Raw genomic sequence first — 12,507 nt, 5'->3', positions numbered from 1 at the left:
TTCATGCGTGAGCCCGGATGCTCACGATTGCGTGATCAACTTCCTAGATCACGAACCCGTGAGTTGAAAAGCAAAAAGAATCGTAAAAGGCGAATTTCATCACATCAATGCGCGTATTCGGCATAAAGCGTTGAAATGTATGGGGAGTGGCTTGGCGAGTTGGGAAGGGGGCGCCGGCCAGGCCAAATCAGCCCGGCTGGTCCACGGCCGAGGGAGCGGCCTGCAGCCATCTCCGCAGCAGCCGCCAACCCGTCGGAGCACCTTCTTCCGACCCCGCCTTGTACCCAACTTCCCGGATCAGGACCCATGAGCCCATCCTCACAGGTCGATGGGGATGATCTTTCAGGGCTGGCTGGTAAGGCTGTTTCAGCCGGAGCCGCAGGGATCAATGATGCCGGCACAGGACCTGAAGACCCGGTGGCCCAGCCAGCTGCCGCGCAGGAACTGCCAGATGGTCTTGACCGGGCTCAGCTCGGGCGAGCGGGGGAAGTAGGGACAGGATGTCCGTTGTCGAATGCTTCGGGGCAGCGGGGAAGCTGGCTGAGCGGAGGCTCTGGCCATCTATGGGCTGACGAAGGCCGCTGGGCGGCGGCGGTGCAAGTGTGGCTGCTGAATGGCCGGTACTTGATGCGCTCGCGCTGGAGCAGGACGATGTGCCCTTGGCCGACCTGATATATCGCTGGGCGAGGTTCGGCAGGCTCACTGGTAGCGATGATGATTGTCGTGCTCGACGAAAGCTCTTCGATCTGCGTCTCAAGATCGCCGGGCAGATAGCAATTCTCCGGCAAGATGCGATTCTTCAACGTCTGGCTCTGGCCCTCTTGCCCCGGGTTTGCGGGGAGCAGGACGCGTCGTGGATATGCTCAACACGCTGTTCCCCGAGCCATGGCCAGATCGTCTACGACGCATCGGGAACCGTTGCCGGAGAGCAGCGGCGGTTGGTGACGAACCTTATGTCCGGCCCGCAGCCTGAGGCGGCGAGTGCCGCCTCCAGCGTCTCGCTGGCGTCGCTTGCCGCCATGCCTAGTGCAGAACTCATGCCCTGAGCAGGCGGTAGGCCGAAGCCTGCGAACCGAAATGGCCTTGGGTGTCGATGAAGCGCATCGCGAGTTCACGCGGGGATCGCTCCGGCGCCTCCAGTGCCAGGTTGATGATCCGCATCGCACCTCGTCGGCGTTGCGGTTCCAAGCTTGGTCAAGACGGGATGGCATGTCCTCGAACACCTCCGAGCCCTGGATGCCGCTGCGTTCCACCGCCTGCGGCTTTTACCCGCTGCCTGTCACGTCCACGTGGGATACGCCCGCAAAAATGCGCGGGCCGTCTCACAATCCGGGCCGGGGCAGCCTATTCTGCCCTGCAGCTTCTCCCGCAGAAAGGCCGAGCCGCGATGCACCACGCTGACCCGACCCATGCTCCCCCGCGCCATTCCGCCCGGTTCAGCCGGCGCCGTGCCATTGCCGCCCTGCTAGCCGGCCTGCCGCTTCTGGCGGCTCCCGCCCAGGCCACCTCGCCAGCTCCTCCGACCCCTCTCACGGCCTATGCGGCGAACAATCCGAAGCTGCTCCTGGAATTTGAGGACTGGCTGGGCTGCAAGGTCGATTTCGTGCACATCTTCCTGGACCATGCGAGCTGGGAAGGCATTGGCTGGCCGAGCTGGTTCATGGACCAGTTCAAGGAGCTCGATAAGCCGGTCCTGTGGTCCTTCGCCATGATCCCGCGCGGCGCCACTCTGAAGGATGCGGGAAGCGGCAAGTATAATCGCTACTATCTCAGCGCGGCGAAGCTGCTGGCCCAAGCCAAGCCTTTTCCGAACGGCACCATTCCCATCCGCCTGGGATGGGAGTTCAACGGCACTTGGTTCGCCTGGTCCGCCCGCGGCAAGGAAGAAGATTTCATTGCCACCTACCGCAATGTCGTCAATGCCTTCCGCTCCGTGTCCGACAAGTTCCGCTTCGAGTGGAACGTCAATTTCGGGCAGAAGATGGATGTCATGAAGGCCTATCCGGGCGACGAGTATGTCGACACGCTGGGGATGGACTTCTACTGGAAAAAGGAATGGCAATCGCACGACCCGGTGCGGGCCTTCAAGGACATCCGGGATCACCGCGTCGGGCTGAGGTGGCTCGAGGATCTGGCGAAGCAGAAGGGCAAGCCCACCGCCTATTCCGAATGGGGCGTGAACGGCAACAATGCTGGCCCGTTCATCAAGCTGGTGCAGGAATGGATCGCGCAGCATCCCAACGTCGCCTACACCACTTACTGGAATTCCGACGCGGATTACGAGGGCAAGCTGTCGGGCGGCCGCTGGCCGGATGCCGGCAACACCTTCAAGCAGGCCTTCTGCCCAGCGCCCAACGGCTCGGCGCAGATCCGGCGCTGAATGGCGCCCCGCGGAACAAGCTTCCTGCCTGTTGTTCCAGGCACTGGCGCGGGTGCCTCTAAGCCCCGCCGGGGGAGTTCCGATCCCGCAAGAGGGGAAAACAGGCCTGCCGATTGCTTTCACCACGGCTCCATCCTCCGTGCCGGCTCCGTCGCGGGGGATGGCAGCCAAAACGGTGCCGGAGCATCGTGATCGCATGGCTTCGCCGCATCCCGAAAGCTGGGCCTGCATCACGCCCGAAGGGCTCTGTTGCGAAACTGAGGATTTCCATATCGACCCACCTGCGCGGCGCCGCGCGCCACCAGCCGCAGGCATTGGCAAGTTGGTTGGCCGGTGGTTGGAACGACGCGTCTCTGTAACCCGGATCTGGCCAGAGCCAGCGGGATCTGGCGGCAGGAACATACGCCCAGGCGATATGCTGATCCCGCCGCATCCTCGGTCAGGCGGCCGAACTCACCTTCCCGGCAAACAACTTGCCAAGGTCGGTGCTGCGATATGGATCCCATCGGACGCCGCTGCGATGGGATCCCGGTCCATCAAGCTGTCCGGATCATCCAGGAACGAGCGCCTGTCACGCACAGGAGGTAAACCTGAAGACGCCTTGGCCAATCCGGCGTTGCGTTATCCACCGATCTCCGGACTGCGTGCCAGAGCCAGCGAATCACAAAGCGTGATCATCAATCATTCCCCGCGCATAGAGCTTACCAACCGCCAGGGGCTCGCAGGAGGAGATCGACGCAAAATCCAATCCGCGTCCTTAATGCCTTCCCTGCCAATGCAAGAATGCCTCGTCGTAAGTGGCGAGTGTTGCCTGCGCGATGTCATCCCAGCTCATCACCGAGACAGCGTTTGATGGCTGGGGCCGCAGCCGCGCACATTCTTGCAAGGCCCGGGTCAGCGCCGGAACGTCCTCTGCCGGCACAAGCCGGCCCGACTCACCGTCAGCGATCGTTTCGGCAAAAGCACCAAGGCGCGAGGCGATGATCCAGCGTTTGAGCCCTTGCACAAGAAAGAGAACGCCGCTCGCCTCGATCTCACGGTAAGGAAAGATGAAACCCTCGGCTTGGGTGAAAAGGTCGCGCATCGCCTCTTCATCGAGAAATCCGGGGCGCAACTCGATCGTGCCCTCAAGCCCGGATGCCGCGATCCGTTCCTTGAGCGGCGCGAGGTCCATCAACGGCTCGCCGGCGACGATGACCTGCAAGGCTTGGCGATCCTCCGGGCTGAGCGCCGCCAGCGCCTCGATCAGCACATCGATTCCTTTGTAGTGTCGCATCTTGCCAAAGGTCACGAGGGTCATCGGCCCGGTCTTGGGCGGCGGCGGAATGTTGTCGAACCCACCGAGAGGCCCGTGGGGGATGCAACGGATCTTGGCGCGGTCGAGCCCATTCGCGACGAGTTGCTCAACTCCCGTCCGTGTATGAACGATGAGACGGTCTGCAAGACTGAGCGCAGCGCTGAAGCCGCGTAGCTGCAGCATCGAGGTCGGCGTGCCGTTGAAGGGAGTTGTGTCATGAACGGTCACCACGACCGGCCCCTTGCGTCGGCAGAGCCACAGCCCGGCATAGTCGACGAGTGGAAAGGGCAGCCACTGAAAATGTGCAACTGTTGCCACCGGCCGCGCGGCCAGAGCAAAGCCGACAACATCGGCGCAATGCTCCAGGGCCTTCAATGCGGCGCCTGCCTTACCAATCCGGCGGGGAAGCATATCGGAACGCTTGTAGAAGCGTGGCTCGAACGGGACACGAGGCGAGGTTTCACCGCTGCGGAGTGGCCGCCCCACCAGCGTCACATCGGCGCCTGTTCGTTGCAGCGCGTTGACGAGCGCTTCGCAGTAGGGCACGGTAAAGAGTGAGGGATCGACCACACGGATACGCAAAGACGCTACCGAAGTCTTGAGCTCCGGCGTTTTGATGGCAGGTTGTGCCAACGGATCATGCGGCAAGCCTTTTCACCCTTCTTGACGTTACGGAGCCGTCCAGTAACGCCTCGCTTTAGCCCGACGGCGGCGATGATGCGCGCCATTTCTGGCCATCGGAATTCAAAAAATCATCAAGGCCATCCGGTCCGCGCATCGGAACTGGATGCCCTCGTCGGGTCAGCATGGTAGCGGATGCTGCTGCGGCCGGGCGTCCCTCCACATGATCCTTGTGGGCCATGCGCTGAGGAAGGCACCGAGGTGATCCATAAGCCGGGATCGACACTCCGCTGGAGGATGCGATGGATTTCGGCAGGGATTTGAGTCGAGCCCTGCGGCCGATGGATCGGACTTGCGTGCCGGGGCAGCGTGACATCGCGCACCAATCTGCAAAACAATCCGGATGCTTTTCGCGCTCCTGGAGGTGAAGCAGCTTCCGGACTGATCTTGTTCCGTGGCGGCATCTGGCCACGCATCAACCTGGCTGCCGGCCTGGCCGCTGGCGAGCAACTTGCCCGCCTTGGCATTGGTCGGGAACGGGTTGCCGCTGGCCCCCTGTTGTAGCGGTTGGCCATGCTGATCGTCAGCCGGCAGCGCCATCCCGTTTCGTTCGACAATAGGCGTCCGCAAGGCGCTTTGTTCTGTTATCCGGTAAGCGGGGGTTACCGGATTGGCTTTCAACCCTGCTGTCTCCTAGCTGGTCGGCGACCCGGCGGAGGGCGCCTGCACCCCGGCCCGCACCCGCACCCGTTCTTCCGGCAAGGGGATGAATTCCTGGTCGTCGCCGGGCACCGTGGCGAAGCGCCCGGCCTTCCAATCGGCCTTGGCCTGCTCGATCCGCTCGCGCGAGGAGGACACGAAGTTCCAGAACAGGTAGCGGGGGCCATCCATCACCGCGCCGCCCAGCATCAGCAGCCGCGCGCCCTGCGGGCCGGCCCGCAGCGCCAAGCCATCACCGGCGCGGAACACCAGCATGCGGCCGGGCGCGAAGCGGTCGCCCGCCACCTCCACCTCGCCCTCCAGCACATAGGCGGCACGCTCCTCGTGCCGGTCGGGCAGCGGCAGCCGGGCGCCGGGCGCCAGCACCGCATCGGCGTAGAACAGGTCGGACTGCGTCGCCACGGGGGCCCGCCCGCCCCAGGCTTCCCCGGCGATCAGCCGCAGCCGCACGCCGCCATCCTCGATCATCGGCAGGGTGGCGCCGGGATGGTGGGCGAAACCCGGCGCGGTGTCCTCGGCGTGGCGCGGCAGCGCCACCCAGGACTGGATGCCGAACAGCTTGCTGCCGGTGCCGCGCAGCGCATTGCCGGTGCGCTCGGAATGGATGATGCCGCGCCCGGCGGTCATCCAGTTGACGTCGCCCGGCACGATCGGCTGGTCGGAGCCCAGGCTGTCGCGGTGCTGGATGGCGCCGTCGAACAGGTAGGTCACGGTGGACAGGCCGATATGCGGGTGCGGCCGCACATCCAGCCCCTTGCCGGACAGGAACTCACCCGGCCCCATCTGGTCAAAGAAGATGAAGGGGCCGACCATCTGCCGCCCCCGGGCCGGCAGGGCGCGTCGCACCTCGAAGCCGCCGATGTCGTGTGCCCGCGGCACGATCACCTGGCCGACGCAGTCCGGCAGGCCGAGCGGGGCCTCGGCGGGATCATGTTCAACGCTCATCCTGGGTTCCTCCCTGTTGTGGCGGCCGGAATGCGTCCAGCCAGCCGCGCGCCAGCGTCACATCCATCTGCGAAAGCCCGTGGCCGAGCGGCAGGGCCCGGTGGGTGACGGCGGCGCCGGCGCCCTCCAGCTGCCTGGCCAGGGCGGCGCTGTTGGGCGCCGGCACGATCGGGTCTGCCGCGCCGGACAACAGCAGCACGCTCGTGCCGCCGAGGTCCACCGCCGACGGCTGCCGCAGCGGCACCATGGCGCGCAGCAGCGCCGCGCCACGCAGCAGCCCCGGATGCAGCAGCAGCAGCGCCGCGGCAATGTTGGCACCGTTGGAGAAGCCCAGCGCGACCGGTGCCGCCAGCCCATGCCGTGCCCGCGCCGACCGCACGAAGCCGGCCAGCGCCGCCGCCTCCGATCGGAGGCTGTCCTCGTCGAACACACCTTCCGACAGGCGGCGGAAGAAGCGCGGCATGCCGTGCTCCAGCACCCGGCCGCGCGGCGACAGCAGCGCCGCCCCCGGCGCCACGGCGCGGCCGAGCGGCAGCAGGTCATCCTCGTCGCCGCCGGTGCCGTGCAGCAGCAGCAGGGGCGGCCGCGCGGCGTCGGTGCCGGGCTCGAAACGGTAGGCGAAGCCAAGATCGTCCGGGCTCATGGCCGGTACTCCTTCGGGCCGGGAACGGGTCAGGCCAGGGCGGGCAGCGCCGCCTCGATGGTGTCGCGGTGCGGCTGCAGGAAGCGCGGCAGCTTCAGCGCCTGACCCAGCTGCTCCGCCGGCTCGTCCACCGCAAAGCCGGGGCTGTCGGTCGCGATCTCGAACAGCACGTGGCCGGGCTCGCGGAAATACACCGAGCGGAAGTAGTCGCGGTCCTTCTGCTCGGTGGCCTGGATGCGGTGGTTCTCGGCCAGCCTGCGCACCATCGCCTGCTGCGCCGCGTCGTCGGCAGCGCGGAAGGCCAGGTGGTGCACCGAGCCGTGGCCGAGGCGCGCCGGCAGGAAGCCGCCCACCGCGCGCAGGTCGACGATGCCGCCCAGTGCCTGGCCCGGCACCTGGTAGCGCACCGTGTCGCCCTCGCGTGCCGCGCTCTCGAAGCCGAACAGGTCGGACAGGATGGCACCGGTCGCCTCGCTCCGCTCCAGCATCAGGCTGACGCTGTGGAAGCCGCGGATGGCATGCTCGGCGGCGATGCCGTTCGCGGTCCAGGCCGGCTCGGCCTCGATGCCGGGCAGGCCGGCCAGCGCCAGCCGCAGGCCGTCCGGATCGCGGAATTGCAGCAGCGTCTCGCCGAAGTGCTCGCCGCGCTCCAGGCCATGCGCCATCAGCCGCTGGGTCCAGAAGCCGAGCGCGCCCTGCGGCACGCGGAACACGGTTTCCTGCAGCTCGCCCACGCCATTGCGGCCGGCGGCGGCGTTCTCCCAGGGGAAGAAGGTCAGGATGGTGCCAGGGCTGCCGGCGGCGTCGCCGTAGTAGAGGTGGTAGGCGCCAGGATCGTCGAAGTTCACCGTCTTCTTCACCAGCCGCAGCCCCAGGGTGCGGGTGTAGAAATCCAGGTTGCGCCGCGCCGGGCCGGCAATGGCGGTGACATGGTGGATGCCGTTCTGGATCATGGTGGCTCTCCTGTTGCGGGGCGCATCGGCGCCGTCCGGAACAGCAAACAGGCAAGGCGGGTCCGCGGGCCAGCCGAAACTGATTGCATCATTGCAATGCTGTTCCTGCTTTCATGCCCATGGAATTGCAGGGCGATCAATGCCAGCCTCCACATCCCACCCGCTCCGGAGGCCGCATGCCCAGCCCCGTCCACTCCATCGCCTGGGATGATGTGCGCCTGGTTCATGCCGTGGCCGGGGCCCGCAGCCTGCCCGCCGCCGCCGCGCGGCTCGGCATCAATCATTCCACCGTGTTCCGCCGCCTGCGCCAGCTGGAGGCGATGCTGGGCGTGGCACTGTTCGAGCGGCACCGCAGCGGCTACGTGCCGACCGCCGCCGGCGAGGCCGTGGTGGCGCTGGCGGGGCGGGTCGATGCCGACATCAACGACGTCACGCGCCGTCTGGCGGGCCTCGCCCCGGTGCCGGAGGGCGAGGTGCGCATCGCCACCAGCGACAGCCTGCTGGCCGAGCTGCTGCTGCCGATGCTGGTGCGCTTCCGCCGGGCGCATCCGGCGATCCGGCTGGACGTGGTCACCGGCAACGCGGCGCTGAACCTGTCGCGCCGGGATGCCGACATCGCCCTGCGCGCCACGCCGGCGCCGCCGGACACCCTGGTGGGGCGGCGCCTGGCGCGCCTGGGCTGGGCGCTCTACGGCCCGGCGGCGGCCCAGGCGGCCGAGCCGCCGCCGCTGGCGCAGTTGCTGGAGGAGGCGCAGTGGCTGTCCCTGTCCGACGCGCTGGGCCATCTGGCGGCGGCGCGCTTTCTGCGCGGCCGGGTGGCGGAGGCGCGCATCGCCGGGCGGTTTGATTCCGTGCAGGCGCTGGTGCTGGCCGTGCGGGCGGGGCTGGGGATCGCCCACCTGCCCTGCTTCGCCGGCGATGCTTCCCCGGACCTGCGCCGGCTGGCGCCGCCGGAGCCCGGCCTAGCCACCGAATTGTGGCTGCTGACGCATCCGGACCTGCGGCACACGCCGCGGATCCGGGTTATGCTCGATCACCTGGCGGACGAGATCGCCAGCCTGCGCGGGCGGATCGAGGGCGCCGCCTGAGCCGGCCGCCGGGCGGCCTCAGCCGTTCAGCAACGCGTCGATGTCGGCCTGGGACATCTCGGCACCGGGCGGGGGGCCGTTCAGCAGCGCATCGATGTCGGCCTGGGACAGGTCGGGGGTCTTCTGCGCTTCCTCGCTGGCGGTGCGCATCTGCGTCGCCACCCGCACCTGCGGCGCCGCCATCTCGATCATCGCGCCGGGCACGATGTGCTCCAGCATGGTTTCCACCTGCTGCAGGTGCTGGATGGCGCGGCGGATGCGCTGTCCGGTGACGTCCTGGAAGGAACAGGCCTCGAAGATCGAGTTGACCCGCGCCGACAGCGCCTCAATCGAGGCCTGGTCCTTCTGGCCGCTGTTGATCCAGGCCTGGATGGCCTCGGTGGCTTCCATGATGGTGTTGGCGGCGGCTTCCGTGGCCTGCACCACAGCTTCCAGCTCCAGCCCGCTGTTGCGCGTGCTGGCGGCGGGAATGGCCACCAGCTTGGCGATCTGCTCGTGCACCTGGCCGAGCTTCCGGGTGATGTTCTCCTCCGCCATGTCGGCCATGTCGGAGGTGGCGCTGACCTCGGCGCTCAGCTCGGCGATGCGGCGGTCCATGAAGCCGCGGAGCTCGGTGAACATCGGCGCCATCTCGGCCCGGATGATGGCGCGCAGATCCGCGGAGGCCACGGCCAGGGCGTGCGGGGTCGGGGCCTGGGCGGTCATGGCGGAACTCCGATGGGCTGGTCGTGGCACCCTGGGTTCTACGGCCCGGAGGTAAACGGCCGGTTGCTGCGGCACGCCCATGGCACCGGGCTTCAGCGGTTGCGCCGGGATCCCGCGGCGGCGTGGAGCCCGGGAGGTCCGCTGACGATCCCCGCCGACAGGCCCGCTGGCAGATCCATTGGCAGGTCCGTTGGCAGAACCGGCCGCAGGCCACGCCCGGCGCGCCCCTCGGCCGGAAAGAAGCGGCGGGCCGTGGCCAGCAGCAGGATCGGCGGCAGGCCGATCAGCACCAGCATCAGCGCCGCCACGGCGCCGTTCTCATAGGTGCCCCGCGCCGCCTCGGCATACAGCGCCGTGGCCAGGGTTTCGGTGTTCAGCGGCCGCAGCAACAGGGTGGCGGGCAGTTCCTTCATGGCATCGAGGAACAGCAGCAGCGCCGCGGCAGACAGGGCCGGCAGCAGCAGCGGCAGGTGGATGCGCCAGAGCAGCCGTGCCTCCCCCGCCCCGGCGGCGCGCGCCGACCAATCCACCTCGCGCCGCAGCCGGGCATAGGCGGCGTCCAGCCCGCCCGCCGGGATCGCCAGGAAGCGGATCAGATAGGCCAGCACCACCGCCGCCAGGCTGCCCGAGAGCAGCGGCGGCGCCCAGCGCCCGAGCAGGCCGAGCGCCGCGTCGATGCCGCCGAAGGCGATGATCAGCCCGACGGCCGCCACGCCGCCCGGCAGCGCATAGCCCAGCATGCCGAAGCGCAGCAGCACGGCGCCGGCGCGGGCCGGCCCGGCGGCGGTGCGGTCGCGCCGGGCGGTGAAGGCCAGCAGCAGCGCGGCGCCGAGCGCCAGGATGGTGGCCAGCCCGGCCAGCAGGGCGCTGTTGCCGATCCATTGCCCGAGTTCCGGCGGCAGGCCGAACCGGGCGACGCGCTGCCACGCCGCCCAGGCCAGGTAGGCCACCGGGATGGCGAAGCCGAGCAGCACCGGCACGGCACAGAACAGCGTGGCGGCCAGGCCGGCCGGCCCGCGCAGCGTCTGCAATTCGGCGCGGGCGGGGTGCGCCGCCTCATGCGCGCCGGCCCGCTGGCCCTGGCGCTCCAGCAGCATCACGGCGCCCACCAGCAGCAGCAGCAGCAGGGCGATCTGCGCCGCTCCTTCCAGCGAGGACCGGGTGATCCAGGTGACGTAGACCGAGACGGTGAGGGTGCGGACGCCGAGGAATTCGCTGGCGCCCACATCGTTCAACGTTTCGAGCAGGGCCAGCGCGGTGCCGGCGGCGATGGCCGGGCGCGCCATGGGCAGGCCGATGCGGCGGAACAACCGCCAGCCCCCTGCCCCGGCGGCACGGCCGGCGCGCAGCGCATCGGCCCCCTGGGTCTGGAAGGCGGCGCGCGCCGCCAGATAGACATAGGGAAACAGCACCATCCCCAGAACCATCACGCAGCCGCCCAGCGAGCGGATCTCCGGCAGCGGGATAGCGCGCGGATCGGTGACGCCCAGCACCCGGCGCAGCGCCATCTGCACCGGTCCCGCCGGATGCAGCACGTCGAGCCAGGCATAGGCGGCGACATAGGTCGGCAGCGCCAGCGGCAGCATCAGCGCGCCGGTGAGCAGCCTGCGGCCCGGGAACCGGTAGCAGCTGACCAGCCAAGCGCAGCCCGCCCCCACCGTCACCACCACAACGCCGACGCCGGCCAGCAGCAGGGCGGATTCCAGCAGGGCGCGCGGCAGCACGAAGCGCAACAGGTGCGGCCAAAGGTCGCCCGACCCGGCGGCGGCGGCGGGCAGCAGCGCCAGCACCGGCAGCGCGACGGGGGCGGCACACAAGGCCGCAAGGACGCGCAGAAGCTTCACGGAAGGATGTGCCGTTTCAGGAAGGGCGGGCGTCCACCACCGGAACGGGCGACGGGGCGCCCGGCGAGGATGGCATGGCCGCGGGAGGGCTTCCCGCGGCCTTGCCGGTGTTTACTGGTCGAACCCGACCTCGTCCACGATGCGGCTGGCGCGCACCCGCTGCGCCGCGATCTCGGGCAAGGGCACATCGCCCACCACCAGCCTGCCGAAGCTGGCGACGATCGGGTCCAGCGCCGCGTCCGGGCGAACCGGATATTCGAAATTGGCCTCGGCATACAGCTTCTGGGCCTCGGGCGAGACCAGGAACTCCAGCAGCTTCACCGCCTCGGCCCGGTTCGGCGCGTGGCGCGCCACCACGGCGCCCGACAGGTTCACCATGGCGCCGGACGCCGGCAGCACGGTGCGGATCGCCCCGCCCCAGCGGCGCTGCTCCTCGCCGCCGCGGCCCGACAGCATCAGCCCGACATAATAGGTGTTGGCGACGCCCACATCGCAGAGGCCGGCCAGGATGTCGCGCGCCACCTCGCGGTCGCCGCCCGCGGCGCGGCGGGCCAGATTGTTCTTCAGCGCCGTCAGGTAGTCACGCAGCCAGGCCTCGCCATGCTTCACCAGCAGAAAGGAGAACAGCGCGGTGTTGTAGGGATGCTGGCCGGAGCGGATGCAGACGCGGCCCTTGAAGCGCGGGTCGGCCAGATCCTCATAGGTCAGCTTCGCCGCGTCGGCCTCGCTGATCCGCTCACGCGAGGCATAGATGGCGCGGGCGCGGGTCGAGAGCGCGAACCAGCGGCCATCCGGGGCGCGCAGCCCGGCCGGAACGGCGGCGCTGAGGGCTGCGGATTCCACCGGCTGGGACAGGTTGCGGTCCACCAGCTCCATCAGGTTGCCGACATCCACCACCATGGCGATGTCGGCCGGCGAGCGGGCGCCCTCGGCCGCCAGGCGCTCCGCCAGGCCGCCCTGAACGAAGACGGTGTTGACCGTTGTGCCGGTCTGCGCGGTGAAGCGGTCGAGCAGTGGCTTGACCAGCGCCGGCTCGCGCGTGGTGTAGAGGTTGACCTCGGCGGCCTGGACGGCGGTTGCCTGGCCGAGTTGGGCGCTGAGCAGCAGGGACAGCCCGCCAAGGGCGGCCCGGACGGGGCGGAGGAGCATGAGTTTTCCCTGATCGTTTCCTGGGCGAGTTGTGAATGATTATCAGTTGTCCAGCAAGCACCCCCGCTATGGCAGGCGCCCCAGGCGGTCCCGGCCAGCATCGCGAACAAAATAGATAGCTATCTATTTCAGCAGTGCCCCCGATAGGGCCGGTTGTCTGTC

Annotated in this window: 11 protein-coding genes; 3 read left to right on the top strand and 8 right to left on the bottom strand. The window is 68.5% G+C overall.

Annotated elements, in window-relative coordinates:
• The first annotated feature begins 602 nt into the window (after nt 1-602).
• Entirely contained in the window at nt 603-1,046 is a 444-nt protein-coding gene (locus D2K64_RS24475) for a hypothetical protein (protein WP_157985888.1), read from the top strand.
• On the opposite strand, the gene D2K64_RS25950 is transcribed toward D2K64_RS24475, so the two are convergent.
• A complete protein-coding gene (locus D2K64_RS25950; protein WP_274379307.1) occupies nt 1,036-1,161 on the bottom strand; it encodes a hypothetical protein in 126 nt (41 codons plus the stop codon). The genes D2K64_RS24475 and D2K64_RS25950 overlap by 11 nt on opposite strands.
• A 226-nt stretch (nt 1,162-1,387) precedes the next feature.
• On the opposite strand from D2K64_RS25950, the gene D2K64_RS16030 reads away from it, so the two are divergent.
• Entirely contained in the window at nt 1,388-2,380 is a 993-nt protein-coding gene (locus tag D2K64_RS16030) for a glycoside hydrolase family 26 protein (RefSeq protein ID WP_157985887.1), read from the top strand.
• Nucleotides 2,381-3,137: 757 nt separating this feature from the next.
• Here the strand turns inward: D2K64_RS16030 and D2K64_RS16025 are convergent.
• From D2K64_RS16025 to D2K64_RS16010, 4 genes are all read right to left on the bottom strand, one after another.
• On the bottom strand, nt 3,138-4,325 hold the full coding sequence (locus D2K64_RS16025; RefSeq protein WP_120009391.1) for a glycosyltransferase: 1,188 nt from the start codon (nt 4,323-4,325) through the stop codon (nt 3,138-3,140).
• A 666-nt stretch (nt 4,326-4,991) separates the two neighbouring features.
• Entirely contained in the window at nt 4,992-5,963 is a 972-nt protein-coding gene (locus tag D2K64_RS16020; protein ID WP_120009390.1) for a pirin family protein, read from the bottom strand.
• On the bottom strand, nt 5,953-6,606 hold the full coding sequence (locus D2K64_RS16015; RefSeq protein WP_120009389.1) for an alpha/beta hydrolase: 654 nt from the start codon (nt 6,604-6,606) through the stop codon (nt 5,953-5,955). Before D2K64_RS16015 ends, D2K64_RS16020 begins: the two co-directional genes overlap by 11 nt.
• A 29-nt stretch (nt 6,607-6,635) precedes the next feature.
• A complete protein-coding gene (locus D2K64_RS16010; RefSeq protein WP_120009388.1) occupies nt 6,636-7,559 on the bottom strand; it encodes a ring-cleaving dioxygenase in 924 nt (307 codons plus the stop codon).
• Nucleotides 7,560-7,735: 176 nt separating this feature from the next.
• Between D2K64_RS16010 and D2K64_RS16005 the strand changes: the two genes are divergently transcribed.
• A complete protein-coding gene (locus tag D2K64_RS16005) occupies nt 7,736-8,647 on the top strand; it encodes a LysR family transcriptional regulator (protein WP_120009387.1) in 912 nt (303 codons plus the stop codon).
• A gap of 18 nt (nt 8,648-8,665) precedes the next feature.
• Here D2K64_RS16005 and D2K64_RS16000 read toward each other — a convergent pair whose 3' ends face one another.
• The 3 genes from D2K64_RS16000 to D2K64_RS15990 form a co-directional block, all read right to left on the bottom strand.
• Nucleotides 8,666-9,352 carry a hypothetical protein gene (locus tag D2K64_RS16000; protein ID WP_120009386.1) on the bottom strand — a complete coding sequence of 229 codons (687 nt, stop codon included), beginning with the start codon at nt 9,350-9,352 and terminating at the stop codon, nt 8,666-8,668.
• Nucleotides 9,353-9,444: 92 nt separating this feature from the next.
• Nucleotides 9,445-11,196, bottom strand: coding sequence for an ABC transporter permease (locus tag D2K64_RS15995; protein WP_238384230.1), 1,752 nt, complete (start codon nt 11,194-11,196; stop codon nt 9,445-9,447).
• Between the two features lie 111 nt (nt 11,197-11,307).
• On the bottom strand, nt 11,308-12,345 hold the full coding sequence (locus tag D2K64_RS15990) for an extracellular solute-binding protein (RefSeq protein ID WP_120009385.1): 1,038 nt from the start codon (nt 12,343-12,345) through the stop codon (nt 11,308-11,310).
• Nucleotides 12,346-12,507 lie beyond the last annotated feature (162 nt).

Origin of the sequence: Teichococcus vastitatis (assembly GCF_003604215.1) — a bacterium.
Taxonomy (GTDB): domain Bacteria; phylum Pseudomonadota; class Alphaproteobacteria; order Acetobacterales; family Acetobacteraceae; genus Pseudoroseomonas; species Pseudoroseomonas vastitatis.
This window is presented reverse-complemented; position numbering and strand designations above follow the sequence as displayed.

Coding starts and splice junctions, on each gene's coding strand:
- D2K64_RS25950 (WP_274379307.1), bottom strand. CDS start 1,161: ATGCGGATCATCAACCTGGCACTGGAGGCGCCGGAGCGATCCCCGCGT.
- D2K64_RS16020 (WP_120009390.1), bottom strand. CDS start 5,963: ATGAGCGTTGAACATGATCCCGCCGAGGCCCCGCTCGGCCTGCCGGAC.
- D2K64_RS15990 (WP_120009385.1), bottom strand. CDS start 12,345: ATGCTCCTCCGCCCCGTCCGGGCCGCCCTTGGCGGGCTGTCCCTGCTG.
- D2K64_RS16005 (WP_120009387.1), top strand. CDS start 7,736: ATGCCCAGCCCCGTCCACTCCATCGCCTGGGATGATGTGCGCCTGGTT.
- D2K64_RS16000 (WP_120009386.1), bottom strand. CDS start 9,352: ATGACCGCCCAGGCCCCGACCCCGCACGCCCTGGCCGTGGCCTCCGCG.
- D2K64_RS16015 (WP_120009389.1), bottom strand. CDS start 6,606: ATGAGCCCGGACGATCTTGGCTTCGCCTACCGTTTCGAGCCCGGCACC.
- D2K64_RS16030 (WP_157985887.1), top strand. CDS start 1,388: ATGCACCACGCTGACCCGACCCATGCTCCCCCGCGCCATTCCGCCCGG.
- D2K64_RS16010 (WP_120009388.1), bottom strand. CDS start 7,559: ATGATCCAGAACGGCATCCACCATGTCACCGCCATTGCCGGCCCGGCG.